Annotated in this window: 24 protein-coding genes; 7 read left to right on the top strand and 17 right to left on the bottom strand. The window is 64.9% G+C overall.

Going from position 1 to position 24,830, the window contains the following annotated elements; genetic code table 11:
* Positions 1 to 67: 67 nt before the first annotated feature.
* Positions 68 to 697, bottom strand: coding sequence for a hypothetical protein (locus AC1HIY_RS06230; RefSeq protein ID WP_479575854.1), 630 nt, complete (start codon positions 695 to 697; stop codon positions 68 to 70).
* A 289-nt stretch (positions 698 to 986) separates the two neighbouring features.
* Here AC1HIY_RS06230 and AC1HIY_RS06225 point away from each other — a divergent pair, with 289 nt between their 5' ends.
* The 3 genes from AC1HIY_RS06225 to AC1HIY_RS06215 all read left to right on the top strand — a co-directional run bounded on the left by AC1HIY_RS06225 (position 987) and on the right by AC1HIY_RS06215 (position 2,574).
* Positions 987 to 1,685 carry a cell wall hydrolase gene (locus tag AC1HIY_RS06225; protein WP_479575853.1) on the top strand — a complete coding sequence of 233 codons (699 nt, stop codon included), beginning with the start codon at positions 987 to 989 and terminating at the stop codon, positions 1,683 to 1,685.
* A gap of 75 nt (positions 1,686 to 1,760) precedes the next feature.
* Positions 1,761 to 2,090 carry a membrane protein insertion efficiency factor YidD gene (gene yidD, locus AC1HIY_RS06220; protein WP_479575852.1) on the top strand — a complete coding sequence of 110 codons (330 nt, stop codon included), beginning with the start codon at positions 1,761 to 1,763 and terminating at the stop codon, positions 2,088 to 2,090.
* The gene (locus AC1HIY_RS06215) at positions 2,071 to 2,574 is read left to right on the top strand and encodes a MogA/MoaB family molybdenum cofactor biosynthesis protein (RefSeq protein WP_479575851.1); all 504 of its coding nucleotides are present in this window, start codon (positions 2,071 to 2,073) and stop codon (positions 2,572 to 2,574) included. Before yidD ends, AC1HIY_RS06215 begins: the two co-directional genes overlap by 20 nt.
* Before the next feature lie 50 nt (positions 2,575 to 2,624).
* Here AC1HIY_RS06215 and AC1HIY_RS06210 read toward each other — a convergent pair whose 3' ends face one another.
* The 7 genes from AC1HIY_RS06210 to AC1HIY_RS06180 all read right to left on the bottom strand — a co-directional run bounded on the left by AC1HIY_RS06210 (position 2,625) and on the right by AC1HIY_RS06180 (position 8,724).
* A complete protein-coding gene (locus tag AC1HIY_RS06210; RefSeq protein ID WP_479575850.1) occupies positions 2,625 to 3,842 on the bottom strand; it encodes an ABC transporter permease in 1,218 nt (405 codons plus the stop codon).
* Complete coding sequence (locus tag AC1HIY_RS06205; RefSeq protein WP_479575849.1) at positions 3,839 to 4,621, bottom strand: ABC transporter ATP-binding protein; 783 nt, start codon at positions 4,619 to 4,621, stop codon at positions 3,839 to 3,841. The genes AC1HIY_RS06210 and AC1HIY_RS06205 overlap by 4 nt, the downstream gene beginning before the upstream one ends.
* A gap of 17 nt (positions 4,622 to 4,638) precedes the next feature.
* A complete protein-coding gene (locus AC1HIY_RS06200; protein WP_479575848.1) occupies positions 4,639 to 5,898 on the bottom strand; it encodes an efflux RND transporter periplasmic adaptor subunit in 1,260 nt (419 codons plus the stop codon).
* Positions 5,899 to 6,031: 133 nt separating this feature from the next.
* Complete coding sequence (locus AC1HIY_RS06195) at positions 6,032 to 6,478, bottom strand: hypothetical protein (RefSeq protein WP_479575847.1); 447 nt, start codon at positions 6,476 to 6,478, stop codon at positions 6,032 to 6,034.
* Complete coding sequence (locus AC1HIY_RS06190) at positions 6,475 to 6,936, bottom strand: hypothetical protein (RefSeq protein WP_479575846.1); 462 nt, start codon at positions 6,934 to 6,936, stop codon at positions 6,475 to 6,477. Before AC1HIY_RS06190 ends, AC1HIY_RS06195 begins: the two co-directional genes overlap by 4 nt.
* A complete protein-coding gene (locus AC1HIY_RS06185) occupies positions 6,933 to 7,559 on the bottom strand; it encodes an RNA polymerase sigma factor (protein ID WP_479575845.1) in 627 nt (208 codons plus the stop codon). The genes AC1HIY_RS06190 and AC1HIY_RS06185 overlap by 4 nt, the downstream gene beginning before the upstream one ends.
* Positions 7,560 to 7,710: 151 nt before the next feature.
* Positions 7,711 to 8,724 (bottom strand): Spy/CpxP family protein refolding chaperone, encoded by a 1,014-nt coding sequence (locus AC1HIY_RS06180; RefSeq protein WP_479575844.1) that lies wholly within the window; start codon positions 8,722 to 8,724, stop codon positions 7,711 to 7,713.
* Positions 8,725 to 9,017: 293 nt separating this feature from the next.
* Between AC1HIY_RS06180 and AC1HIY_RS06175 the strand changes: the two genes are divergently transcribed.
* The gene (locus tag AC1HIY_RS06175; RefSeq protein WP_479575843.1) at positions 9,018 to 9,266 is read left to right on the top strand and encodes a hypothetical protein; all 249 of its coding nucleotides are present in this window, start codon (positions 9,018 to 9,020) and stop codon (positions 9,264 to 9,266) included.
* Between the two features lie 166 nt (positions 9,267 to 9,432).
* On the opposite strand, the gene bamA is transcribed toward AC1HIY_RS06175, so the two are convergent.
* From bamA to AC1HIY_RS06160, 3 genes are all read right to left on the bottom strand, one after another.
* A complete protein-coding gene (gene bamA / locus AC1HIY_RS06170; RefSeq protein ID WP_479575842.1) occupies positions 9,433 to 11,898 on the bottom strand; it encodes an outer membrane protein assembly factor BamA in 2,466 nt (821 codons plus the stop codon).
* A gap of 305 nt (positions 11,899 to 12,203) precedes the next feature.
* The gene (locus AC1HIY_RS06165; RefSeq protein WP_479575841.1) at positions 12,204 to 12,638 is read right to left on the bottom strand and encodes a hypothetical protein; all 435 of its coding nucleotides are present in this window, start codon (positions 12,636 to 12,638) and stop codon (positions 12,204 to 12,206) included.
* Between the two features lie 38 nt (positions 12,639 to 12,676).
* Positions 12,677 to 13,507, bottom strand: coding sequence for a hypothetical protein (locus AC1HIY_RS06160; RefSeq protein ID WP_479575840.1), 831 nt, complete (start codon positions 13,505 to 13,507; stop codon positions 12,677 to 12,679).
* A 220-nt stretch (positions 13,508 to 13,727) separates the two neighbouring features.
* Here AC1HIY_RS06160 and cysS point away from each other — a divergent pair, with 220 nt between their 5' ends.
* Positions 13,728 to 15,242 carry a cysteine--tRNA ligase gene (gene cysS, locus AC1HIY_RS06155; protein ID WP_479575839.1) on the top strand — a complete coding sequence of 505 codons (1,515 nt, stop codon included), beginning with the start codon at positions 13,728 to 13,730 and terminating at the stop codon, positions 15,240 to 15,242.
* Positions 15,243 to 15,302: 60 nt separating this feature from the next.
* The gene (locus AC1HIY_RS06150; RefSeq protein WP_479575838.1) at positions 15,303 to 15,821 is read left to right on the top strand and encodes an HhH-GPD-type base excision DNA repair protein; all 519 of its coding nucleotides are present in this window, start codon (positions 15,303 to 15,305) and stop codon (positions 15,819 to 15,821) included.
* A 24-nt stretch (positions 15,822 to 15,845) separates the two neighbouring features.
* Here AC1HIY_RS06150 and AC1HIY_RS06145 read toward each other — a convergent pair whose 3' ends face one another.
* The 6 genes from AC1HIY_RS06145 to AC1HIY_RS06120 form a co-directional block, all read right to left on the bottom strand.
* Positions 15,846 to 16,106 (bottom strand): hypothetical protein, encoded by a 261-nt coding sequence (locus tag AC1HIY_RS06145; RefSeq protein ID WP_479575837.1) that lies wholly within the window; start codon positions 16,104 to 16,106, stop codon positions 15,846 to 15,848.
* Between the two features lie 3 nt (positions 16,107 to 16,109).
* Positions 16,110 to 16,478 (bottom strand): hypothetical protein, encoded by a 369-nt coding sequence (locus AC1HIY_RS06140; RefSeq protein WP_479575836.1) that lies wholly within the window; start codon positions 16,476 to 16,478, stop codon positions 16,110 to 16,112.
* 412 nt (positions 16,479 to 16,890) lie between these two features.
* Positions 16,891 to 18,405 carry a TrkH family potassium uptake protein gene (locus AC1HIY_RS06135; protein ID WP_479575835.1) on the bottom strand — a complete coding sequence of 505 codons (1,515 nt, stop codon included), beginning with the start codon at positions 18,403 to 18,405 and terminating at the stop codon, positions 16,891 to 16,893.
* Between the two features lie 72 nt (positions 18,406 to 18,477).
* Positions 18,478 to 19,827, bottom strand: coding sequence for a Trk system potassium transporter TrkA (trkA, locus tag AC1HIY_RS06130; RefSeq protein WP_479575834.1), 1,350 nt, complete (start codon positions 19,825 to 19,827; stop codon positions 18,478 to 18,480).
* A 179-nt stretch (positions 19,828 to 20,006) separates the two neighbouring features.
* Positions 20,007 to 24,146, bottom strand: coding sequence for a sensor histidine kinase (locus AC1HIY_RS06125; protein WP_479575833.1), 4,140 nt, complete (start codon positions 24,144 to 24,146; stop codon positions 20,007 to 20,009).
* 75 nt (positions 24,147 to 24,221) lie between these two features.
* Positions 24,222 to 24,650 carry a DUF4783 domain-containing protein gene (locus AC1HIY_RS06120; RefSeq protein WP_479575832.1) on the bottom strand — a complete coding sequence of 143 codons (429 nt, stop codon included), beginning with the start codon at positions 24,648 to 24,650 and terminating at the stop codon, positions 24,222 to 24,224.
* Between AC1HIY_RS06120 and AC1HIY_RS06115 the strand changes: the two genes are divergently transcribed.
* A partial coding sequence (locus AC1HIY_RS06115) for a hypothetical protein (protein ID WP_479575831.1) occupies positions 24,631 to 24,830 on the top strand: 200 nt, incomplete at its 3' end. The two genes, AC1HIY_RS06120 and AC1HIY_RS06115, sit on opposite strands and share 20 nt — an antisense overlap.

Here is a 24,830-nt window from a genome sequence, read left to right as displayed (position 1 = left end):
ATGCGGCGTGCGCATCCCGGGAGGACCGGCGGGACTCCCTAACTTACGAAATACGCGCGGTGAATCCTCACGACCGGTCCGGCGAACACACGTCTTTGAACGCGTCCCCGGTCGTATCTCCGTCGAGGGTCATTCCGCTCATCGTGCAGGTGAAGCTCTGCCCCTCGCACGTGGCTCCGATCGTGCCGTCGAGCGTGACGGTGGCCGTGCGACTGAGGGTGTTCGTGGTCACCTGTTCGCTGAAGTCGCTGAACTCGAGGACGCACCCGTCGGAGACCGAGCCGTCGAGCAGAAAGTCGAAGGTGCTCTGATTTTGCGCAATCGAGCCGTTGCCCGAGACCGCGAGCATCCCATCGATGCCGTTGCACCCGTCGAAGGTCACGTCGAGATCGAACGTGAGTTCGGGGCCGCTTCCGAAGTCGCCGGTGACGTCGAGTTGCCCGCCCTGCGGGCAGGGCACGACCTCTTCGGGCGAGAGGGTCGCGGCGGAACGCGCGGCGGGGACGTCGGCCTTCCCGACCCGGGTGACGGCCAGCGTGAGCGCGTCGAAAACGTCCCCCAGCATCGTGGAGAAGGTGTTCAGGGCCGAATCGCTGATCTCTCCATCCTTATCGCCGCCGCTGTCGCACGCGGAGAGTGCGGGGAGGAAGAGCAAAACGATCACAAGAATGGCGGGAGAACGACGGGCTGCTTTCATCTGAGGGTTCCATTTCGTGCAATTTTCAGGGATTCAGGGAAGTCATTTTTCGATCATCGTAGTCCGGAGGCGGGGCCTCCTTTCGCACTTTCTATTTCACTCCCGAGAACCCCGAGGTTCCACATGCTTTTCCCGACCGCAGAAAGATGGGAGCTTTTTTCCGCCCGCCCTGCTTCGTTTACCGGCCGAACGCGTGTGGGAGCTTGTATTGGCGCAAGGCGTCGACGGCACACCCTTTGCCCGAGAGTCCGCATCGCATCCCGGCCGTACCTTTTTCCCTTCGATTGTCATGCGCACCCCTGTCGCCGGACTTCTCGCGCTCATCCTCTTCCTTCCTGCCGCCCATCCTCCGGACGACGTGCCCGAACGCCTCCGTCGGCTCACGCCCATCGAGATGGATGAAGTGCTCTGGCTGGCGCGGTGCATCTATTCCGAGAGCGACCGGCCCGAGGAACAGCGGCTTGTGGCCTGGGTCGTCCGCAACCGAAAAGAGACCGGCTATCGCGGCGACACGTACCGGGAGGTGGTGCTCGAACCCCGGCAGTTCAGCGCCTTCAACGAGCCGTCGGCCCGCCGCGCGTACATCCTCGGCCTCAACCAGAACGCCGATGCGCCCGGCTGGCGTGAGGCCCTCGGCATCGCGCTCGACGTCTTTCAGGCTCCCCCGAAGGACCGCCCCTTCCCCGTCACCGTACGGCATTTTTACAGCCCGATCTCGATGGAGGGCCACACCCCGCCGCGATGGGCCCGCTTCGCCGAGCCGCTCGACCCCGCGCCGACCGGCATCGACCCCGAGCGCTTTCTTTTCTTCGACGGCATCGACGAGGCCCTCGACCCTCCCGGTGCGACCGTGACGGAGCACATCGAGCAGAGGCATGCCACCGGCAGGGCAAAGGTGGGCCGTCTCCGGGAACGGATGCGCTCGCGGCTGAGCGGGCGGGTCCGGCGACCGGCGCGCCCGCGCGTGGGTCGCCTCGGGAGGAACTGACGTCGGCCGACGGAACCCACACCGGCGACGGGGATACGAGGTCTATCGTTCCACGTCTTTCCTCCGACCCGCGCCATGCTCCGCATCCTGCTTCGGCTGCCCCGTCTGCTCCTCATCGGGCTGGTGCGTTTCTATCAGCTCGCCGTCTCCCCGTATTTCCCGTCGAGTTGCCGCTATACGCCGACGTGTTCGAGCTATGCTCTGGAGGCGCTCCGGAAGTACGGCGCGGTGAAGGGGACGATCCTGGCGATCCACCGCATCGGGCGGTGCCATCCGTGGGGCGGACACGGCTACGACCCGCCGCGCTGGTTCGGCGAGCCGCTCCCCGGCGACGTTGAGGCCCCCGCCGCGCACGAGGACGCCGCGCACGAACACGAGCACCCGCATGAGCTACGCAGCGCATAAACGCCTCGCGCGCGAGCAGCCCGTACGCTGCGCCGTGCTGACCGTGAGCGACACCCGCACCGAGGCCACGGACCGGAGCGGCGCGCTCATGAAAAGCCGCCTTGCGGAGGCCGGACACGAGGTCATCGCCTACCGCATCCTCCCCGACGAGCCGGAACGCATCACGGCGCTGCTCGAGGAGTGGGCCGACGTCGCCGAGGCGATCCTCATCAACGGAGGCACGGGCATCAGCCGGCGGGACACCACCTACGAGGCCGTCGCCGCCCGGCTCGAAAAAACCCTTCCCGGCTTCGGCGAGCTCTTCCGGATGCTCTCCTACGAAGAGATCGGCGCGGGCGCGATGCTCTCGCGCGCCATCGCAGGCGTCTACCGCGACACGCTCATCTTCTCCACGCCCGGCTCCACGGGCGCGGTCCGCCTCGCCCTCGACCGCCTCATCCTCTCCGAACTGAACCACCTCGTCTGGGAGATCGTGCGGCAATAGAGTGCGTTAGCGCGGTTGACCGTTTAAACGCTGCTCGCACCGGATAAACGCTACTCGTACCGGAGGGCCTCGATGGGATTGAGGCGCGCCGCCTTTCGGGCGGGATAGAAGCCGAAGAAGATCCCGACGGCGGCCGAGAAGAAGAGCGCGAGCATCACGGTGTCCATCGAGATGGCCGTGCTCCATCCCGTCAGACGCCCGAGGATCTCCGTCCCCCCGAAGCCGACGAGGATGCCGACGAGCCCGCCGAGGACACTCATGACGATGCTCTCGACGAGGAACTGCGTCAGCACGTCGGAGCCGCGCGCGCCGATGGCCATACGGATGCCGATCTCTCGCGTGCGCTCGGTGACGGAGACGAGCATGATGTTCATGATGCCGATGCCGCCGACGAGCAGCGAAATCGAAGCAATGGCAAAGAGGAGCATCGTCATCACCTCGGTCGTGCCCTGAGCGGCTTCGGCGAGGTCGGTCTGGTTCCGGATGGTGAAGTCGTCATTCGCCCATTCCGCCAGGTCGTGCGACTCCCTCATGATAAGCCGCATCTCCTCCTGTGCCGCCGGGATGTCCGCAGGCGTAGACGTGCTGGCGAGGATCTGGAAGATGCGGCTCCAGCCGCTCAGCCGGTTCTGGACCGTCGTGTACGGGGCCAGGATGACGTCGTCCTGGTCCGTCCCGCCGGCCGTCTGTCCTTTCTCGGACAACACGCCGATGATGCGGAAAGGCACGTTGCGGATCCGGATCTGTTGCCCGACCGGGTCCTCGCCCGGAAAGAGGTTCTCCGCCACGGTCTTCCCGAGCACGGCCACTTTGCGCATCGACCGCACTTCGCTCTGATCGAAGAAGCGCCCGGAGACGACGGGCCAGTCCCGGATCAGTTGAAAATCCGTGTCGACGCCGTTGATGGTCGTGCGCCAGTTGCCCTGCCCTCCGATGACCTGACTGCGGGTGAACACGACCGGTGAGACGGCCGAGAGATACACGCTCTCTCGTTTGAGCTTCTTTGCATCGTCGACCGTCAGGCGGTTGAACGTTCCGGCCCCCTGACTGACGCCGCCCTGACTGCTCGATCCCGGCGTGATGACGATCATGTTCGTCCCCAGGCTGTTGATCTGGCGCTGGATCTGCTCCTGCGCACCCTCGCCGATGGCGACCATCATGATGACCGCTCCAACGCCGATGATAATGCCGAGCATCGTCAGGAGCGTCCGCATCTTGTTCTTCCGGATGCTCTGTCCGGCCACTTTGACGAGCGTCATCGCTTTCATAGGACTTCCTCCTCAAGAGAGGTCAACTGTTCGAGGTCTTCGGCGGCCCTCCGACGGTCGGTGACGGGATGATCGCGGATCACCAGCCCGTCCCGGAGTTCGACGATGCGTTTCGTGTACTGCGCGATGTCGTGTTCGTGTGTGACGAGCAAAATGGTGATGCCCTGTTCGTTGAGCGCCTGAAACAGCGCGAGCACTTCCACGGAGGTGCGGCTGTCGAGGTTGCCCGTGGGTTCGTCGGCGAGGAGGATGGCCGGGTTGCCGACGAGCGCCCGTGCGATGGCCACGCGCTGTTGCTGTCCGCCCGAGAGTTCGCTCGGTTCGTGGTCGAGCCGGTCGCCGAGGCCGACGCGTTCGAGCGCCGCCCGCGCCATCTCCTTCGTATTCAATTTGCGCCCGGAGCGGTCGTAGAGCAACGGCAGTTCCACGTTTTCGAGCGCCGTCGTGCGGGCCAGCAGGTTGAACCCCTGAAAGACGAAGCCGATTTTCCGGTTCCGAATGTCGGCGAGCTGGTTTTTGGTCAGGCCTTCGACGCGGATCCCGTCGAGGTCGTACGTCCCGGCCGTGGGGTAGTCGAGGCAGCCGATGATGTTCATCAACGTCGATTTGCCGGATCCGGAAGCGCCCATGATGGCGATCATCTCTCCGCGCTCGATGCTCAGGTTGATGCCGCGCAGGGCGTGCACGTGGGTCTTGCCCATCGTGTAGACCTTCGTCACGCCCTCGACGTGGATGACCGTGTCGACGGTCCGTTCGGCTTCGTTCACAATGCTCTCCATGCTTACTTTCGACGCGATCAGAAGCCGCCGGGACGGCGACGGGTGGTGTTGCTCTGGAAGGGGTTGGCGGTTCCGGCGGAGGCGCCCGTCTGTGTGACGCCGGCGATGACCTGCATGCCGGGCTCCAGGTTGCGCCCGCGCACCTCGGTCATCTGCCCGTCCGTGATGCCGGTGCGTACGCGCACGGCGTTCACGTGGCCGTCTTCATCGAGGTACCACAGCATGGCCACGTTCGAGGGCCGCCTCCCCGCACCGGAGAAGCCACCGGAGCCGCCGCCCGGGCGCTGACCGGCAAAGCGGCTGCGCACGGAGTCCGGGGCATTCGCCCGCATCTGCGCCATGCGCTCACGGAAAGCCGTCATCATGGCCTCCGTGGGTCGGAATCGGAGCGCCGCGTTGGGCGCCTTCAAGACGTCGCTCGCCTGCTCGATGATGAAATCCACCGTGGCCGTCATGCCGGGCAGCAAAAGTCCATCCTGGTTGTTCACGTCGACGACGACCGTATAGTTGACCACGTTCTCCTGCGTCTGAGACTGGAGCCGCACCTGCCGGACCGTTCCGGTAAACGTCCGGTCGTCGTACGCCTGCACGGTGAAGCGCGCCTCCTGCCCTTCCTTGATCAGCCCGATGTCGCTCTCGTCCACGGAAGCCAGGATCTGCATCTGCGAGAGATCCTTGGCGATGAGGAACAGCTGGGGCGCGGAGAAGCTGGCCGCGACGGTCTGCCCCACGTCCACGTTGCGTTCGATGACGACGCCCGAGATCGGCGCGCGGATCGTGGCATAGGCAAGGTTCCGGCGGGCCCGTTCGAGGTTGACCTGCGCCGACTGGGCCGAGGCGCGCGCCACGTCGTAATTGTACTTCGCCGTGTTGTATTCGACCTCTGTGCTGAAGTTTTTCTCGAACAGATCGCGGATGCGTTCGAACTCCTGGCGGGCAAAGGCGAGCTGCGCCTGGTTCCGTTCGAGGTTCGCCTGAGCGTCGCGCACCGCGCTGACGAGCAGTGTCGTGTCGATCAGCGCGATGACCTGCCCTTTTCGCACCCGGTCGTTGAAGTCGGCGTAGATCTTGGAGACGATCCCCGAGACCTGCGTGCCCACCTGCACCGTGACGACGGCTTCGAGGTTGCCCGTGCTCGAGACCACCGACTCCAGATCCCCCCGCTCGAGGGTGACGAAACGGTACGGGCTCTTCACTTCTTCCCCGTTCCTTGCAAAGTACCACCAGCCCGCGCCACCGAGTACGACCACGAGCAGGAGGGGAATAATTTTTTTCATAGCGGCAATGAGCGCTTGGGTTATCATGAGAAAACTACGAACCGGAAAGAACGCATCTTTCCTTTCGCAGCAGCCAATTTAGGGTCAGAAGTTCGAAAATCCCGTGTCATTCCTCCTGCCTCACCAACAAAGGTCATCGTTCCGGCAGGGAATCCGGCGGGGGCGCCGGGGGATGGGCCCGGTCGACACCGGGACGTCTTCGCCACCGTCTGGTCTTCAACCGCTCCCGGTCGCGTGAAAACCAGGCTTCGAGGCGTTGTCGTTGCTCCGGGGTGAGGATGGGGTCGAGGCGTGTCCGCGTCGAGTCGATGATCGCCTTGAGTTCGGTGAAATGGGAGCGGCGCAGTTCGGCCATGCGCGCGCCGGCCTCCTCCAGAATGGCGCGGATCTGTTCGCGCTGCGCCTCATCTTGCGGCCGGATCACCCGTTCGAGCATCAGAGAGAAGCCGGTCGGTCGTCTCAATTCGGCCAGTTGCTCCATCCGGTGGTTGATGACGGCGCTCGTCGCCAGCGAGCCGATGAGGATGCCGACGGCCAGCGTGACGAGGAGGATGAGGGCAGATTTCGTCCGCGCAGTCATGGTTTTTCCGAAAGGGTTTCGTAAGCGGGATCGTAGGCCGCGTCGAAGGCCGTCGCCACAGTCAGCGGGGGCAGCCCCAGCACCGCTTCCGTGGTCGACGGCTCGACCTCATACGCATAGGACGAAACGTTGTAGCCGACGAGCATCGCGATGATGAGCAAGCCCGCGAGCGCCACCGGACGGAAAAAGGCGGCGAGCGAGGTCGCGAACGCCTCGGCGCGGGCGGCTGCCGGGGGCCTGAGCCGGCGCATGAGGCGATCGGTGAAGAAGGGCCGGAGCGCCTCTTCCGCATCCTCGCGCACGGTGGTCCGAAGCACCCCCTGAAGAGCGCGCCACTCGTCGCGTTGTGCGCGGAGTTCGGGCGAGGCGGCCACGCGGCGGTCCCACCGCTCGGCTTCCTCCGGCGTCATCCGACCCTCCAGGCGGCGAAGCATCTGTTCCGTGTCTTCGTGTTTCATGGTTCCATCTCCGTATCCGGCTCCCTCCGGGGAGCCTCTGACGGCGGGTTTTCGAGATAAGGTTCGAGGACGGTCTTGAGCCTGGCGCGCGCCCGGTTCAGCCGCGAGAGGACGGTCCCGTAGGCGACGCCGAGTATCTCGGCGGTCTCCTCGGTCGAGTAGCCTTCGATGAGGCGGAGCACGACGACGGCGCGGTGTTTCGGCGGCAGCGACCCGATGGCGCGATGCACGAGGACCCGGCGCTCGCGTCGTTCCACCTCGTCGTCCCCTTCCACCCCCGGCTCCGGCACGGATGCCGAAGCATCGTCGCGGCTGAGGAAGCGGGCGAGCATCCGTTTGCGCTTCCGCAGTTCGTCGAGCGAGCGGTTGATGGCGATGCGTTTGAGATAGGTGCTCACCTTTGCCTCCCCCCGAAACTGCGGGAGCGCCTCGTAAAAGCGAATGAACACCTCCTGCACCACGTCGTCCACCGCCGCGCCCGGGCCGAGCATCGCCACCACCGTGGCGGCAACGTCGCGTTCGAAGCGTTCAACGAGTGTCCGGAAGGCCTGCCGGTCCCCGGCGCTCGCACGAGCAACCAGCACCCGCTCCGCCCCGTCATCCGGCGGATGCGTACCCGTCATCGTGCTTTCCTTGCGAGACACCGGGAGGCCCGTTCCGTGTTTCGTATGACCGTTTCTTTGCCGCTCCCCTCCTGCGCGCGTTCGGGGAAGGCAACATACGAAAGAGGAAGCGCCGAAGCCCGACGCTTCCTCTTTCGCACGTCGCGTCGCGTCATCCACCGTTCCGTCGGCCGGGGCGGTGTTGTTGCCGGAGGCTGCCCTCGCCAGCCCCCCGGCGTTTCGTCATCACCTTGGCCGCGAGGATGCGATGCAGTCGGACGATCTCCTCCTGCCGGTCCGTCAGCACGTCGGCCATCTCTGCCCGCTGCGCGGCGCGCAACTCGGCGAGCGCGGCGCGGATCTCTTCACGGTCGCGCTCACCGGCTTTGGCCTCCTCCATGAACGCCTTCATGGCGGCGCGATGGGTCTCCCGCAGTTCACGGAGCTTCGCCTGCTGTTCGGGCGTCAGTTCGAGCGCCTCGGCCATCGCCTCCAGCCGCTCCCCCGCGCGGGCGCGTCGCGCTTGCCGACCCTCGTCGCGACGGGCTTCGAGCGCCGCCTTCTGCTCATCCGTGAGCAACGCCCCCACCTCGGCCTTCATGCTTTCATTCAGGCTCCTCATCTGTTCGCGAAAATCCTCGGGTGCGAGCGTTCCTTCCCGCTTCTGGTCGATCAAGGCGCGCATCGCTTCCCGATGACGGGCCCGCAGTTCTTCGAAGGCCGTCTGCTGTTCTTCCGTCAGCCGTTCGGCGAGCGGTCCCTCCAGGGCTCCCCGGATGAAGCCTCCGGCGCGGCGCATCCGCCCCTTTCCGTTCATGCGTCCGGGCGCGCCTTCGGCCCTACGCGCTCGGAACGCGTCACGTCGCTCGGCGGCCCGCGCGAAGAGGCTCGCTTTCTGCTCTTCCGTCAACTGCTCTTGAAGCTCCGCCGCGACGAACCACAACGCACCCGCCTCTTCGCCTTCATGCGTGGCCAGGACCCCGTTTATCTCCTGCGCCTGCGCCGCGCTCAGGTCAAGTTCCGTCTGCAACGCCTCCGCCACGGCCTGAAGGGTCTCGTCTTCGACGGCGGCTTCCTGCGCTTCGGGCGTCGCCGTATCGCACGCGCTGATGAGAAAAAGGGCGAGCACGAAAAAAACGCCGTGACGCCATAGGCTCCCCTCTCGATACTCCTTATATGTTTTCATGGCTCTGTCCGTCTACAGGTTCGTGGTGTCGAAGTACGCATCGGCCCGATGTCGTCGCCGGATTGGGATGCCCCGGCAGGACGCCTGCCGGCCCCGATCCCTCGCAGGAGTCGGCGGCCTTCCCCGGCTTTCGGACATTAGACGCCTGCTCCCGGCGCCCCATTCCATTCCCCTCATCTATCCCCGGGCACAATGGGCGATTTTCCTATTCAATTCCGCGCCCCTGCGCCGATGATAACCAGAGAGAAAGGGAGCCCGATTGGACTTTTTTCGGGAATAGAGGAGGAATCGCTATGACCAGGCTGTCACTGACCGAGATGATTCGGTCCTGCCTCCTTGAAATCGATGCGCTCGTACGAGCGCTCAGCGCGCATGATCTGGAAGATTCCGGGCAATGCCACGAAGCGATCGAAGAGATCACCCAACTCTATGCTTCCGTGGCGCTGTGCCGGTCCATGCTCGGACAACTGGAAACCCTGCACAAGGAGGCCGAAGGCAATCTCCGGCGAAAGGGGCCGAGCGCTTTTGCCATGCCTGTCTGAAGAAAAACGAAAGCCCGACGTATCGTTTTACGCCGGGCTTTCGTCCATGCATCCGGGAGGTAAACATCACGCTTACCACCGGCCCGAGAAACGCAGGCTCCCCTCCGAGGTTGCCCGTCTGCTTCACGCCCCCCCCTCTTTCCACAAAATCAGGACAATTTCACCATTAAAAATTAAACGTTCGGCCCAGGGAGATCTGGAATCGCCAGCCGCGCGACCCGTCGTGACCGTCGAGCGGCGCGTAGGTGTCGAGGTTGGTTCCATAGCTGAACTCGACGAGGCCGAGGATGGGCAGGCGCACCCGCATTCCGATGCCGGCGGCGCTGAAGAGGTCGGTCGGCCGGTAGTCGTCGAAGCCGCGCCAGGCGTTGGCGGCATCGAAAAAGAGATACGGCATCACGGTCAGCTGTGGTTTCTGCACCGCTCTCCATCCGAGTTCGAGCGAATACTTGTTCAGCACCCGTCCGCCGGCGGCGCTCCCGTCTGCCTCGCGCGGGCCGATGACCCGCGAGGGATACCCGCGCATGTAGACGATGTCCTGGCCGAAGAACGGCTCGAAGCCCTGCGCGTCTATGGGCGAGCCTCCGACGAGGAAGCGCTGAAACCCGACGTCCTCGCCCGTGAGGGAGCCCGTATAGCCCCAGTCTGCCGAGAGGCCGAGGCCGATCGTCTTCGTGAGCGGGATCTGCCATTTGCCCCGTAGCCGCCATTTGTGGTATTGCACATTGCTCAACGGCGGGGCCACCTCCACGCTCAGCTGGGCCATCGTGCCCCGATGCGGGAAGAGCGGATGATCGAGCGTGCTCCGGGTGAAACTCTGAGCAAATACGAGTTCGAGGCTGGAGCCCTCGGGCAGAAGGGTCGTCCACCCCCTGTTGTCGTACGAGCGCAGCCGGAGCCCCGTCGACATCGAGAAGCGGCGGCCGAGTTGGCGGTCGTGGAAGGTGCGGACCGACCAGGAGTCGAGCGAGCCGCCCAGGTCTTCGTCTGAGCGAAAACCGTCGGCGATGTGCGCGAAGGAGGCGGAGAAGCCGAGCGGGTTGGGCTTTCCCCGAAACCACGGCTCGGTGAAATCGAGGCTGTACACCTGAAAGTCGGCGCCGCCCGTCTGCACCCCGAGGGAGAAGCGCTGCCCGTCGCCCGTCGGCAGGGGGTTCCATCGGGAAGGGCGGACGAGATTGCGGAGAGAGAAGTTGTTCAGGTTCAGCCCGACCTGAAGGAGCAGACCGCCCGAATAGCTCCCGCCGAAGCTGACGGGGTTCTTGTGCGCTTCTTCCACGCGATAGATCAGATCCACCGTTTTGCGCTCGTCGTCCACACGGATCTCCGGCCCGGCGGCGAGCGCTTCGGGGCTGAAATAGCCGGTCTGCATCAGCCGCATGAGTGATTCCTGAATGGCCGCGCGGCTGAACGGCCGGCCCGGGAGCGTCGCCAATTCGCGGCGCACGACGTGCTCGTTCACCCCCCGGTTCCCCGCGATTTCGATGACGCCGAAGGTGTACACCTCGCCCTCGAAAAGGTCGAAGTGGAGATCGAGCGAGTCGCCTTCGACCACGCGGACGTCGGGCGTGACGTTGAAGCGGAGGCGTCCCTGATTCAGGTATCGGCTCGCCACGTCCGTGCCCGCCTCGTTGAAGTAGAGGTTCTCTTCCAGTTTCCGACCGTTGTACGGATCGCCGGGGTGGAGCCCGAGCGTCTCGGTGAGTTCCGCATCCGAAAGCACCGTATTGCCCGTCCATTCGACGCGGCGAACGTGATAGCGCGGCCCCTCTTCCACTTCGACCTCGATCACCATCTCCGGGTCGCGTTCATCGTTGTGGACGAAGCTCGTATCCCGCACGATGCGGGCGTCATAATAGCCCTGCTCATTGTAGTAGGCGACGATGCGGTCGAGGTCGGCGCGATAGGTGGCCGGATCGAACGTGGCTTTCCGCCAGAACCGCCACCAACGGCGGGGTTTCGTGGCCATTCGTTTGCGCAGGGCGTCGTCCGAGAGCGCCTCGTTGCCCGTGATCTCGATGTCCGCCACCTCTACCCGCGGTCCCCGCTTCACCACGAAGACGAGCGTGACCCCGCCCGCCTTTGCCGCCGTCTGCCGCGTGGTCACCGCGGCCAGCGGATAGCCCCCGGCGCGGAGCATCCGTCGCACCGTCTGCCTCGCCCGCTCCACGTCGGCGGGCCGGAGGATGCTCCCGGGAAAGAGCATCAGTTCCCTTTCGAGCGCGCGCGCGTCTTTCTCTTTCAATCCCTCGAACGTATAGCCGGCCAGACGCGGGGCTTCCGTCACCCGGAGGATCAGCCGGAGATCCCGACCCTCACGCGCGGCTTCGAGGATCTTCACGTCGGAGAAAAGACCGACCCGGTAGAGGGCGCGCACGGCTTCGGCGATCGCGACGTCGTGGGGCATCTCGACCTCCTGTCCGACTCGCAGGCCGCTCACCTTTTTCACGAATGCCCGAATCGGGCCGTCCTCCACCCCTTCCACCGCAAGGTCTGCGATGATGAAGGGGCGCGGACGCTCGGTGGCCGTGAAGCCGGACGGCGAGACCTCGGGCGGCCGCGTGGACTGCGCAAACCCGGACGCGACGTTGCCGAAGATCAGTCCAAAAAACAAAAGCAGGCGAACAGACATAGGGTATTTTTCAGGCAAGACGGGCCTTCTTCGAGGATCGCCCTGCGGGTATGGTCACACGTCGTACGTTTTCGTCTGAATCAATAACGCCCGTTCTGTCCGTTTATTTCGCCTGCGATGCGGCATCTCCCCGCATCGGCGTATGGTGAGGTGCATGGTGTTTTTGAGCAGGGATCAAACTCTCCCGGGACGCGCCTGTTTCCACGGGGGATCGGCGGAGAGGCAAACCAGGTCCCGAGGGCTCCAATGCCTTGTCTCCGTCTGCCCCTCCCGTCCGTCGAAGCGGCGTCCGGCTGAGGGGAGCGTCACTGTCCTCTCCGGGGGCCGCCTCGCCGGGAGGCCCGCTTCTCAGCGACGATTTCCCGGTACTGCTCCATCTGTTCTTCGGAAAGCACGCTCGCCAGTTCCGAGGCTGTTTCCTGCTCCAGTGCCATCATCTGCTCACGCATGGCTCCTCTTGCGCCCCGGTTTCCCTCGCCCTGCTTCCGCATCTTGCGCGCTTCCTGAAAGAGCGCCAGGCGCTTCTCGATGCCGGCCGCGAGGATCGTGCGCACCTTTGCCGTCGTCTCCTCGTCGAGGCCGAGCCGGGCGAGCGTGTCTTCCATCTCGGCGGTCATGCGCTCTTTCATCTGCTCGGGCGAGAGCATGCCGCGCTGGGCATGCGCGGGGGCGGCCAGGCCGACGCCGAGAACAAGCGCCGCCCCGAACAGGAGACCGAAGATCTTTGAATGCTTTTTCATGTGGATCTTTTTTTTTGAAGGGAAACCGTATCGGGCGTTTAACCCGCGGCGTCGTCGGGCGAGGCGAGGCGCACGGTGGCCCACACGTCGAGCCGGTCCGGGGTGGCCGGACGCAGCCGGCCCGCCTGACCACGCGCGCCGCGTCCGCCGAGACCGTCGCCGAAGCCGCCGCGCCTGCCGCGCCTCCGGCTCCCGTCGTCGAGGTCAGCGCGCGGCTCCCGGCGTTCGATCTCGGGCGTCTCCAGCCCGACGGCCACCGTCTGCCCGGGCGTCACGCCGAGCGCATAAGCGCGCCCTTCTCCCCCGGCGAGCGGAACCTTGAGTTCGTACACGAGCAGCCCGTCGACATACGACATCGAGACCATGATGTCTTCGGAGGAGACCCGGAGCCGTCGTTCGAGCGGCTCCCCGTCCGAGGCGACGATCTCGAACGCCTTCATCTCCGCCTCGATGCGCGGCCACCGCTCTTCGAGGTCGCCGCCGTCGCGACGGGCACGCTGGAGCAACTTAGCGCCGCGCCCTTCCATGCCGAGCGGAAAGCGGATGCCGATTTTTTTCGACTTGTCGCCGCCGGGGGCGAGCCAGACGGTGAAACCACGCCCGAGCATTTGCGCCTGCAGGGCGCGGTCGCGCGTCTCCACACGGACGTAGAGGTTCGCATCGTCGTTGACCGCACTGAGCAACACCTTTTTATCCTTCAACGGAAGGCGATGCGCCGACCACTCCTCGTCGTGCCCGTCCACCACTACCGGGCGTTCGGGCCACGAACTCTCGAGCGTTTTCGTGCTTCCACAACCGCTCACCGCCAAGGCGACGAGCGCCAGAAGTCCCGCCGTGAGGGACCGGAGTCGAGAAACTGTGATGTTCATTTGCTTACCGGGCTGGGGAGATTAGACGACGAACCGGACCGCGCCATTCCACCGGCAGGCGCACACCGCTCGTCTCGTTCGAAAAAATACGCGTCTGTTTCTTAATTCTCTCTGAATGTCACGCCCGGACTGCAGGATGCGGCACATCCAAGTCCGGCGCTGGTTATACTCCGCACGCCGAGACGCTTTCGGCTCCGTCACGGAACCAACCGCCAGCGACATGAACTCCGAGAAAACCTTTCGGTTGTACAATACCCTCACGAAGACGGTCGAGCCGGTGATCACGAACGAGCCGGAGCACCTTCGGTTCTATTCGTGTGGGCCGACGGTGTATTCCTATGCCCACATCGGCAACTTCCGCTCGTTTCTCACCTCCGACCTCATCCTCCGCACGGCGCAGGCCATCGGCTGGCGGACGACGTACGTGACGAACATCACCGACGTGGGGCATCTCACCGAAGACGATCTCTCCGACCCGAGCGGAGAGGATCGCATGGTGAAGGCGCTTCGCTCGAAGGAGGGCCGGCGTTTTGCCAATATATGGGATCTGGCGCGGTATTATGCGAACGTCCTCATCGAAGACTGGCACACGCTCAACCTGCGCGAACCGGACGTACGCCCCCGCGCCACCGAACACGTGCGCCAACAGATCCTCGCCGTCGAGAAGCTCATAGCGAACGGACACGCATACGAGACCTCGCAGGGGGTCTATTTCTCGGTCGAGAGCTTTCCGGAATACGGTAAACTCTCCGGCAACCGGGAAGCGGCGGAGCTCGAGCAGACCGTCCGCGACGTGGTGGTCGATCCCGAAAAACGGGATCCGCGCGACTTCGCCCTGTGGAAGAAGGACGAGAAGCACCTCATGCAATGGTACAGCCCCTGGGGATGGGGCTTTCCCGGCTGGCACATCGAGTGCTCCGTGATGTCGATGGAATACCTCGGCGAACAACTCGACCTTCACGCGGGCGGCGAGGACCTCATCTTCCCGCACCACGAATGCGAGATCGCGCAGTCGGAGAGCCTCACGGGCAGGAAGCCGTTTGCCCGGCACTGGGTGCACACCCGTTTCCTTCAGGTCGAGGGAGAGAAGATGTCGAAGCGGCTGGGGAATTTTCTCACGGTACGGAGCCTCGTCCTTCCCGAGAGCGAGGGCGGCAAAGGGGTCGATCCGCTGGCGTTGCGGATGACGCTCCTCTCCGGATATTACCGGAAGCCGTTCAACTTCACCCTCAAGACCCTCAAGGCCAACATCCGGCACGTGACGCGCTTCCGTGAGGCGGCCGCGCACGTGGCGGCGGCCCTGGTCGCCGGCGCTCCGGGTGAGGACCGCCTCGGCCCGCGCCTCGACGCGCTCTACGAGGCCGCGCTCGACGCCATGCTCGACGATCTCAACACCCCGGAGGCGCTCGCGAAGACGCTCGAAGGGGTGCGTCTGATCCTCGGCTTCAAGGCCAACCTCAACGAAGCCTCGGCCCGAAGCGCGCAGACGTGGCTGGACCGGATGAACGCGCTCCTGGGCATCCTTGCCCCCGAAGGCGAAGCCCCCGCGCCCCTCGCTCCGGCCGCCGACCCGCTCGCGGAGAAGGTCGAAGCGCTCCTCGCCGAGCGGCAGGCCGCCCGCAAGGCCCGCGATTTCGCCCGCGCCGACGCCATCCGCGAAGAACTCACGGCCCTCGGCATCGAGGTGATGGATACGCCCGAAGGCCCGAAATGGAGAAAGATGATCCGGGTCTGAACGTTTGAGCCTCGGACCGGAACGATTGTGTCCCGCCCCCTTTCACCCAGGATAAACCCCATGCCTCCTCTCGACGTCCCCCCGCTCGACTACAGCCACTTCGACGGCGGCCTCGTTCGCATGCTCAACCGGTACCACACCGAAGGCGTCCTCACCGGAGACCCCGAGGCCGACCAGTACCTCCGCGACGATCCGAACGCGGCGCTCCTCGGGCTTCTCTATGACCAGCGCGTCCGCGCCGAATACGCCTTCACCGGTCCGCTTCGCCTCCGCAACCGCCTCGGCCACCTCGACGTGAAGAAAATCGCCGCGATGGATCCCGACGAGCTTCGGGAGCGCTTCTCGGAAAAGCCCGCCGTGCACCGCTTCACCAACGTCATGGCCGACTATACGCACGCCATCGCAAGGATGCTCACGGAAACGTACGACGGCAACGCGGCCAACCTGTGGAACGACGGGGCGGATTTCCCCGAGATCGAGCAGCGCGTCCTGGCCCTGCCCGGCTTCGGCAAGCAGAAAGCCATGAAGCTCAAGTACGTCCTTCACTACTTCGGACACCGGGATTTCAGCGACGATTGACCCGGCTTCCGCACCCCGTCCCGCTCAGGCCGCCTTCGCCAGCGCCCGCGTCAGCGGTTCCATGCACAGGCGAAAGACGATCATCCCGTCGTGGCTGAACACGTCGAGGGCCGGGCGTTCGAGCGCGCCGGAAGGCATCAGCCGATCCCACGCGATGTCGACGGCGGCGTCAACGAGCGACACCGGCTCGAAAACGGTGACCTCCGTAAAGGCGAGCCGTTCCCAGGCGATGCTGTCGTTCGAGATCCAGCGGAGATGTTTTTCCAGGTATTCTCGGGCTTTCATGGCTCATATACTGGTTAATCGCTCTCGTGGGACCGGTTCGGGTTCATCGGGGATGCCGAGCACGGCGTTGATATGGCGGGTGATTCGGCTCGCCTCGACCGCCCCGATGACGCGTTCGCCCCGGCCCCGCTCTTTGAGCAGAATCTCTCCGGTGAGCGAATAAGTGACGACGATCTCACAGACGCCGTGCCGCCGAAGCACCTGGCGGGTCTGTCCGAGCGCATCGAGGTAGGTGAGCAGGGTATAACTGTTGGCGTCGTTGTGTTGCACGGAGACGAGATCGTCGCGTTCATAGGTACGAACGACGTCGGTCGCGGCGCATGCACTCAACACAAAAGACATCACGATCCATATGATGGCATGGCGTTTCATGGCTCCAACCTCTGAATAAACTTTGCCTGTCGCAGCGAACGCTCCGGCCTCGCGAAGAGGGCCCATCCTTCATCTGTACTCTTCTGAGCCGATGAGGCCTCACTCGGGGTTCATCACCCAACCCGACGTCGGATCGGTCGCTATATCTGGTTTCGACAATTTTTCATCCGCTTAAACCCTCTCATTGATTTTTATGCATTTAGAGAGGACGTCCGGGGATGCTTTCGGAACGGAGGGAGGGAGAATGCTTGCCCGCTCCGTTGCGGTGCGCACAGACAAGATATGCTTCTTTTCCGCCGCGCAAGCCCCTCGAGACGCCCCTTTCGGCGGTCGGAAAGGCCCGTTTTTCGGGGGCTCGGGTTCCTACGGGCGATAGGAGAGACGACGCATCGCCCACGCCTGCCCGGCCGCCTCACCGCCGCCAGAAGGCGGGCACGAAAAGGATGAGCACCGTGAAGATCTCGAGCCGTCCCGCGATCATGAGCACCGCAAGCACCCACTTCCCGAGCGCAGGCACGTGGGCGTAGTTCTCGGCGGGTCCAAAGGCGCCGAAGGCCGGCCCGATGTTGCCGATGCACGAGATCGTCGCGCCGAAGGCGCTGAGCAGATCCATGCCCAGCAATCCCATCGCCAGGGTGCCGAAGACGACGAGGCCGAAATAGAGCACCATAAACGAGAGCACGTTGCGCATCACGCCCTGAGGCACGACGCGTTCCCCGAGGCGCACCGGCATGATGGCCTGCGGGTGGATGAGTTGCTTGACTTCCTTGAAGGAGTTTTTGAAGAGGAGCACGTGCCGCACCACCTTCACGCCGCCGCCGGTGGAGCCGGCCATGCCGCCCACGAAGAAGAGCGCGAAGAGCACGCCCACGGCCAGCGGCGGCCAGATCTCGTAGTCTGCCGTGGCAAAGCCGGTGGTGGTGATGATGGAAGAGGCCTGAAACGCCGCAAACCGCAGGGCTTCTCCGAAGGACGTAAACCCTTCGAAGCCCGCCGAAGCCGGGTCTTCATTCGGCAGAAGCGCCATCGTGGGCGCCCACAGGCTCAGCGTGATGACCGCCGTCGCCGCCAGAATGATGCCCAGATAGACCTGAAGTTCGGTGTCCCGGATGACGGTGATCGCCTCGCCGCGAAGGAGCCGGTAGTGGAGCGCGAAGTTCATCCCGGCGAAGATCATAAAGACCGTGACGACCCAGTCGACGTACGCGGAGCCGTACTGTCCCACGGAGCCGTTTTCCGTCGAGAAGCCGCCCGTGGCCATGGTGGCGAAGGCGTGGTTGACGGCGTCGAAGAAGCTCATGGCGGGCAGGAGCAGGAGCACCTCCACCACGGTGATGCCGACGTAGATGAGCCAGAGGCGGCGGGCCGTCTCCCGCACGCGCGGCGTCAGCTTGTCGGCCGACGGGCCGGGGACCTCGGCCTTATAGAGCTGCATCCCCCCTACGCCGAGGATGGGTAAGATGGCGAGCGTGAGCACGATGATGCCCATGCCGCCGAGCCAGTGCGCAAGGCTGCGCCAGAAGAGAAACGCGTTCGGCAGCGCCTCGATCGCCGGCGTATGGCCGCCCCCGAGGATCGTCGCCCCCGTCGTCGTGAAGCCGCTGATGGTCTCGAAGAAGGCATCGGAATACGAGTCGAGGACGCCGCCGAAGACGAACGGCAACGCGCCGACGAGCGCCAGCACGAACCACGCCAGCGCCACGATGGCGAACCCTTCCCGCACGCGCAGGTCCTCGGCCTCGCTCTTCATGGAACGCCAGCCCAGCGCGCCGACCGTGAGGCTGATCAGCGCCGTCAGGCCGAAGCTCCACCAGGCCCGCTCTCCATAGAACAACCCCACCGCCATCGGAAGCAGGAGCGCGATGCCGAGAAAAAAGAGCAACGCGCCGAGGGTGCTCAGGACCGCCTTGACGTTGACGACTTTCATAGCGAAAAAACCCGGGAGTCTGTGCGGCGTCCTGCCACGCGGGAAAGTCGGGAGGGCCGGGCAGGCTCTCCCTCATCTCGAAAACAGCTTCTCGACCTTGTCCACGACGTCCGGAAGCACGAACACGAAGGCGCGTTCTCCCGGTTCGATCTTCGTCGTGCCGGTGGCGATTTCCAGATGCTTTCCGGACGTGACCGCGCCGATCAGGAGGCCGCGCGGCAGCTTCAGATCCTTGAGCGGCGCCCGTGTGATCGGCGAGCCGGGGTCCGCTTCCATCTCCAGGATCTCGGCGTCCATGCCGTGCACGGTCGCCACGCTGAGCACGTGCTTGCCCCGAAGAAAACGCATGATCTCGCGCGAGACGGCCAGCTTGACGCTCACCGCGGCATCGAGGCCGATGGACTGGCTGATGGGGATGTAGGCGGCCTTCGAAAGCAACGCCACCGTCTTCTTCACGCGCAGGTGCTTCGCCAGCAGGCACGTGACGAGGTTGGACTCTTCGTCCTCGGTCACGGCCACGAAGGCGTCCATGTCGCTCAGCCCTTCGGTCACGAGGAGGTCGATGTCGGTGGCGTTGCCGTGGAGCACGAGGCAGTTCGGGAGGGCCTCGGCCAGACGCTCGGCGCGTTCACGGCCCGGCTCGATGAGTTTCACGCGCAAGCCTTTGACCCCGCTCAAGAGCTGCGCCACCTTTGCCCCGACCTTGGTTCCGCCGAGGATCATGATGTCCTCCAGCCGGCGCTCGCTCTTCCCCATCATCTTGATGATCGGCGGCAGGTACTTCGGCAGCGAGAGCACGAAGACCTGGTCGTTTTTGCGCAGCACCTCTCGGCCGCCCGGCAGGATGGTGCGGATGCCGCGCACGACGGCCATGATGCGGAACCGGACGTGCGGCGCGCGGGCGGCCAACTCCTGCATGGACATCCCGATCACGGGCGCGTCGGCGTCGAGGCGGATGCCGACGAGGTGGAGCCGCCCGTCGGCGAAGGTGAGCATGTCGGTGGCGCTGGCGCGACGGATGAGGCGCGCCACTTCGGCCGCGGCGCTCTCCTCGGGATGAATGACCACGTCGATGCCGAGATCCTGTGCCGAGAGCACCGTCTCTTCTCCTTTGAGCTCCTCCGAGCGGATGCGCGCCACGGTCGTCCCCACCCCCAGGCGGTCGGCCATCATGCAGGCGATGATGTTCACCTCGTCGATGGTCGTGACGGCGATCAGCAGGTCGGCTTCCCGGATGCCGGCTTCACTGAGCACCGTCGCCGAGGTGCCGTTGCCCTGGATCGTCATCACGTCCAGGCGCTCCCGCACGTGTTCGAGCGCCTCGGCGTCGACGTCGACGACCACCACGTCGTGCTGCCCCATTTCCAGGAGCCGCGCCACGTCAAATCCGACTTCGCCTGCTCCGACGACGACAACCTTCATCCGATTCCAGATTGACCCGGGCTCCGGCGGCGTGCGCCTGCCCGTACGGGTGTGCATACGATGCTGTTCGAGCCGGAAGATAGGCTGGCGATCTTCCCCATTCAATCCTTCGCATACCCCCACGATGAATCATTTCCGGGGGAAGATGCCGGAAAGGTCCGGCGCATCCCGTTTGCGCCCTAATCCTTGAGCGGGAGACGGATCCAGAACGTCGTTCCGACCCCCACTTCCGTTTCGAAGCCGATTTCACCGTTGAGCGCCTCGACGCTCTTCTTCACGATGGCCAGGCCGAGACCCGTGCCGCTCGTTTTCGTCGAGAAGTTCGGTTCGAAGATCCGGCTGTGCAATTCGGGCGGGATGCCGACGCCGGTGTCGGTCACGGTGCTGTACGCATAGGCGCGTCCGTTCTCGACCTGCTTCTCCGTCGCGATTTCGAGGTGGCGTGAAGCGCCGGGCGGGATGGCCTGGATCGCATTTTTGATGAGGTTGATGAAGATGCGGCGCAGCTCTTCGCGGTCGGCCTCCAGCACGAGCGGAGCCGGATGCAGGTCGAGCACGATCTCGACGTCGGCCTCTTCCTGCATGAGCGCCACGGCCTCCCGAATGACGGCGTTGAGGTCGAGCGGTTCCATCATGCGCGTAGGCATACGGGCGAAGGTGGAGAACTCGTCGGCGATGCGTTTGAGCGCGTTGACCTGTTCGAAGAGCGTGCCGGTGATGCGTTCGAAGATGCCCCGGAAGCGCTTCAGCTTTTCCGGATCGGAGTCCTTTGCGAGCAGGTCGTCATAGGCCCGGAGCAGATGTTGGACCGAGAGTTTCATGGGGGTGAGCGGGTTTTTGATCTCATGGGCCACCTGCCGCGCCATCTCGCTCCAGGCCAGTTGCCGCTCCTGTTGCGCCAGCTTGCGGCGGCTCTCGGCCAGCTGTTCCTGCATCGCGTTGAACGTCTCGACCAGCTCGCCGATCTCGTCGCGGGAGCCGATGGGGCGAATGCGTTCGAACCGTCCCTGCGCGACGGCCTCCAGCCCTTCCCTGAGCCGCGCGATGGGCCGCGCCAGCGCGTTCGCCAGCAGCCCGGCCGTGAGCACGACCACGAGCACGAGCAACAGCAGCGCTCCGAAGAGATAGGCCACCGTCCGCGCCCGCTCCTCCTCCAGGCGCTCCTGTTCGGGAAGCGTAGGCACCGAGATCACGTAGCGGGGCGCTCCCCGCTCGTCCGCAAGCGCGCGAAAGCCGGCGGTGAAGGTGAAGCTTCCCACCTCTTCTTCGGTGAAAGAGAAGCGGAATCCGTCGAAATAGAGGTCCTGATAGGCTGAGATGGGAAGACGGCGGTCGAGGAGCCGATCGTGGATGAGTTGCGGCCGGCTCGTCGCCACCAGGCGCGCGTCCTGATAGATGTTCAGATCGAGCCCCACCAGCAGGGCGAGCGAATCGACGTGGGTGCGTGCGAGGACGCGATACGGCAGTTCATCCCCGCGCGCCTGCCGCGCCAGCGTCTCTTCGACCCGTTCCAGGTGCTGCTGCAACCAGCTCTGAACGGCGCGTTCGTTCTCGCCGGTGACTACCTGCAGCCCCGCGAAGCCCATCGCCGCAGCGGTGATGATGCCGACGGCAAAGAAAGCATTGAGCACCTTGTCTCGGAAATGGACGCGGGGGGCGGGCAGGAGCCCGGTCCGTCGGCGCCAGTAGAGACCGAAGAGGTACACCGGAAGGGCCAGAAAGAGTCCCGCGACGGTCAGGCGGAGGAGATAGTACAGATGGTCGAAAGTGTTGATAGAGGCCGTGCGCACCGCCACGATGGTCGTGCGCACGCCGGGAGGGCCGCCGCCCGGGGAAGCCGTCTCCTCGTCCGAGATCCGGACGTAGTACGTCAGGAACCGCTGTTCGCGCACGGTCTCCTGCCGCCAGAGGGCCGGTTGCGTGCCCAGTTCACGGATCACCTCTTCCGGAAGCCGGTACCGGCCGAAGATGCGCCCGAGGCTGCGCACGAGCACGCCGTTGCGAAACTCGGCAAGCGCCAGGTCGGCGTATTCGTTGCCGTAATAGCCCTCCGGCAAAAGCACCTGCGGGAAAGGGGTGTGCTCCTCCCGAAACTGCGGCTGCGGCTCCGCCCGCACGAAAAGCCATCCCGCCGTCGAGTCGCCCTGCAACGGCGCCGGAGCAAAGCCGATGTACTGGAAACGATCCCGCCGCCGCCGCCCCGTCACGCGCTCGATGAAGGGGCCGTTTGCGCTGCTGTCGGCAACCATCTCACGAAGCAAGGCAAACTCCTCCGCGTCGATCTCGTCGAGTGTGGCGCGGCTGAAACGCTGCTGTGAGATGATGAAGCGTCCCCGGGGCGTCCGGTCTCGATCGAAGAGGGTCAGGCCCACCTCGTAGCCGCCGAGCGAAGTGAGCAGGGAGCCTTGCAACAGGGTGCGCGCGAGGGAGTCGAGCCGGCCGTCGTCGCCCCTTTCCGCCGCCAGCGCTTCCGCCAGATCGGAGGAGTCGGCTTTCCGAAGCACCTCCTCGATGGCGAAACGTACACGCGGGTCGTCCCCCTCCTCAAACGTCTCCGCTGCGTCGCGCATCCAGAGCCGGCGTTGCGCATCGAGGCCGTCGTAGACGAGCGGGTAGAGCAAAACCGCGAGCACAAACGCCTGGAAGAGCACACTCCGCAGCGTCAGCAAGCCCGGCAGAGACACCTTCCGAAGCGTGACGAAGGCCGCCCCCCCTCCCCCCATCGCGAGGAAAACCAGCGTGACGACCCATGGCGCGAGGCGCTCCGCCCCGGAGATCAGATACACGACCCCCACCGGCAACGCGACCCCGAACGCAGCCGCCATCACCCACACACGCACCGAACCGGCGATGGGACCTCCCCGGCGCAACACCCCCAGCGCCAGCCTCACGAGCCCGACGGCGAGGAGGGCCACCGCCAGCGTCATCAGCAAGAGCGCGCCGTAGACGAGCAATACGAGGTTTTCCGGCCAGAGCCCCGTGCGCGCGAAGTAGTTGAGGGTGCTGTCGAGGATCGCCCGTTTCGTGATCAGCCCCAGCAACGTCGCCAACCCGACGATGAGCAGCGAGGTCATGGCCGTCACGAGGAAGAGCCGCGCCGTTGAACTGCGCTCCATCCTGCGTCGAAAGACGCGATCCCGGAGTTTCCGGCGGATGAGCGCGCCGGAGGGCACGCGCATCGAAAGGTGCAGGAACGCCGCCGCGAAGCAGACCGCAAAGAGCGCCGTAAGGAACAAGTCGCCCGTGGAACGCATCAGCCCGCCGCCGAACGTAGAAGCGAGATGCTGCGGGTCGAACAGGGGCGCGAAGGGAGCTTTCCCCGTCTGCCACCGTGCAGGAACGTTCAGTGCGAGGAGGGCGAAGCGCAGCCCTACCCATGCCGCCGCCGCCAGAGCAAAACGGCCCGGCATCGGACCGAGGGGCGCCTGATCATTTATCGCCTGCATACCCTTCCGACGCCACCGCCACAGACCGGCCATGAGCCAGCACCCGAGCAGGGTTGCCCAGAGCGCCATCACGTCATCGAAACGGGTGCGCTCGGCCGCGATGATGTCTTCCGGAGCAGGCGGCTCCACGTAGACCCGCGCGAGCGACCTGCCGTCGGTCCCCTGAAGCAAACGCGTGGTCCCCGGACGCCGGGGTTCCGCCGACACCTCGTCAAAATCGACGTGGATGGGGAGATGCGTCATGCGCGTCCACACCTCGTCGAGGCTGTAGTCGCGCAGGTACCGGTTGCGTACGGGTGCGTCGAAGTAGAGGAGGCGCATCACCCGCACGGCGCCGAGCACCCGGGCGCCCTCCCGCACCGGCCACCAGACGGCCAGCGCCACCCGTTTGTCCCCGTCGCGGACGATGGCCGTCTGCACCTCTTCCAGGAATCGGGGCGCGCTCGGCGCGGCGTCCGGGGGCATGCTGAACCCGTTCCACGCGATGAGGCGCGGCGTCGGATCGTAGAGTTCCATCCCGATCCGGGGAGGCTTTTCGAGGGCCGCCACGTACCGGACGAGTGCCTCCGTGGCGACAAAGCCGTCTCCACCCCGGTATTCCCGCAGGTTCCGCAGCACTTCGGGCGCCTCGGCCACCGCGTGCGCGACCGACAACAATTGCCCCTGCATCTCGGCAAAATCCCGCTCCACCCGCGAGAGCGCCAATTGCATCGCCGCCGCCTGCCGCCGTTCCACCGAAGCCGACACCCGCGCAAGCTGCCACGTCCGCGCGCCCCACGTCATCAGCAACATCGCCCCGAGAAACACCGCCACACCGGCATATGCCCGAACCGGCCCTTCTCTGACCACCTTTTCCTTGAAACTGGAGATCATACGCGTCGGCGCAACAATGAAGCGCACGTCATGAAAACGGTGGCGGGACGATGGAAGGCGAAAGCGGAGGCGGTCTCATTCACGGGGCTGCTGCTCGACCAGAAGCTCGCGCAGTTCCCAGCGATCCCGCCACCATCGGAGCCGAAGATAGACGCGAAGCGGCCTCTCGCCGCGTTCGTACCAGAAATCACCTTCGGCGAACCACCCGCCCTGCGTTTTATAATAATTCCGAAGCACGAACCGGCGAGGCGGATGCTCCGCGAAAAAGGTCTTGAGCACGTAGCGGGCCTGCCCTCGGCTATAATAACGATTGGCTTCGAAGAGGGTGATGCCGATACGCTCCGAAGCGTGATCCAGGAGCGCATCCACATCCCCGCTCGCGAGGGCGTGTTCCAGTTGCAAAACGACGCCCGAAACCGTCTCCTGCGCCGCCGCACGATGCCCCGGCGTCAACGCCAGCGCGCCGATCAACACTCCTCCCAGCGTGAGCACCTTCAATCGCATCGTCTCCCTGTTTGAACGTGAGACGGATACCTTATCCCTCCCGGACACCGCCGCCTCGGTGACGCGGGCCAAATTAGCAAAAAACGAACCGCGCCACACCATACGGACGATCATCCTGTTTCCGGGCTCGATTGTCACCATTTCTGGACGCCGGGTGTATGCTCGCGACGGATGCGTTCC

The sequence above is a fragment of the Rhodocaloribacter sp. genome (assembly GCF_056451265.1).
The sequence above is the reverse complement of the archived record's forward strand: the minus strand, read 5'-3'. Positions and strand labels throughout refer to the sequence as shown.

Excerpts from the sequence above, each read along its gene's own strand:
- AC1HIY_RS06120 (WP_479575832.1), bottom strand. The coding sequence starts at position 24,650 with ATGCGATTGAAGGTGCTCACGCTGGGAGGAGTGTTGATCGGCGCGCTG.
- trkA (WP_479575834.1), bottom strand. The coding sequence starts at position 19,827 with ATGAAGGTTGTCGTCGTCGGAGCAGGCGAAGTCGGATTTGACGTGGCG.
- AC1HIY_RS06190 (WP_479575846.1), bottom strand. The coding sequence starts at position 6,936 with ATGAAACACGAAGACACGGAACAGATGCTTCGCCGCCTGGAGGGTCGG.
- AC1HIY_RS06180 (WP_479575844.1), bottom strand. The coding sequence starts at position 8,724 with ATGAAAACATATAAGGAGTATCGAGAGGGGAGCCTATGGCGTCACGGC.
- bamA (WP_479575842.1), bottom strand. The coding sequence starts at position 11,898 with ATGTCTGTTCGCCTGCTTTTGTTTTTTGGACTGATCTTCGGCAACGTC.
- AC1HIY_RS06230 (WP_479575854.1), bottom strand. The coding sequence starts at position 697 with ATGAAAGCAGCCCGTCGTTCTCCCGCCATTCTTGTGATCGTTTTGCTC.
- AC1HIY_RS06175 (WP_479575843.1), top strand. The coding sequence starts at position 9,018 with ATGACCAGGCTGTCACTGACCGAGATGATTCGGTCCTGCCTCCTTGAA.
- AC1HIY_RS06125 (WP_479575833.1), bottom strand. The coding sequence starts at position 24,146 with ATGATCTCCAGTTTCAAGGAAAAGGTGGTCAGAGAAGGGCCGGTTCGG.
- AC1HIY_RS06140 (WP_479575836.1), bottom strand. The coding sequence starts at position 16,478 with ATGAAACGCCATGCCATCATATGGATCGTGATGTCTTTTGTGTTGAGT.
- AC1HIY_RS06210 (WP_479575850.1), bottom strand. The coding sequence starts at position 3,842 with ATGAAAGCGATGACGCTCGTCAAAGTGGCCGGACAGAGCATCCGGAAG.
- AC1HIY_RS06205 (WP_479575849.1), bottom strand. The coding sequence starts at position 4,621 with ATGGAGAGCATTGTGAACGAAGCCGAACGGACCGTCGACACGGTCATC.
- AC1HIY_RS06200 (WP_479575848.1), bottom strand. The coding sequence starts at position 5,898 with ATGAAAAAAATTATTCCCCTCCTGCTCGTGGTCGTACTCGGTGGCGCG.
- yidD (WP_479575852.1), top strand. The coding sequence starts at position 1,761 with ATGCTCCGCATCCTGCTTCGGCTGCCCCGTCTGCTCCTCATCGGGCTG.
- AC1HIY_RS06135 (WP_479575835.1), bottom strand. The coding sequence starts at position 18,405 with ATGAAAGTCGTCAACGTCAAGGCGGTCCTGAGCACCCTCGGCGCGTTG.
- AC1HIY_RS06185 (WP_479575845.1), bottom strand. The coding sequence starts at position 7,559 with ATGACGGGTACGCATCCGCCGGATGACGGGGCGGAGCGGGTGCTGGTT.
- cysS (WP_479575839.1), top strand. The coding sequence starts at position 13,728 with ATGAACTCCGAGAAAACCTTTCGGTTGTACAATACCCTCACGAAGACG.
- AC1HIY_RS06215 (WP_479575851.1), top strand. The coding sequence starts at position 2,071 with ATGAGCTACGCAGCGCATAAACGCCTCGCGCGCGAGCAGCCCGTACGC.
- AC1HIY_RS06145 (WP_479575837.1), bottom strand. The coding sequence starts at position 16,106 with ATGAAAGCCCGAGAATACCTGGAAAAACATCTCCGCTGGATCTCGAAC.
- AC1HIY_RS06165 (WP_479575841.1), bottom strand. The coding sequence starts at position 12,638 with ATGAAAAAGCATTCAAAGATCTTCGGTCTCCTGTTCGGGGCGGCGCTT.
- AC1HIY_RS06225 (WP_479575853.1), top strand. The coding sequence starts at position 987 with ATGCGCACCCCTGTCGCCGGACTTCTCGCGCTCATCCTCTTCCTTCCT.
- AC1HIY_RS06160 (WP_479575840.1), bottom strand. The coding sequence starts at position 13,507 with ATGAACATCACAGTTTCTCGACTCCGGTCCCTCACGGCGGGACTTCTG.
- AC1HIY_RS06195 (WP_479575847.1), bottom strand. The coding sequence starts at position 6,478 with ATGACTGCGCGGACGAAATCTGCCCTCATCCTCCTCGTCACGCTGGCC.
- AC1HIY_RS06150 (WP_479575838.1), top strand. The coding sequence starts at position 15,303 with ATGCCTCCTCTCGACGTCCCCCCGCTCGACTACAGCCACTTCGACGGC.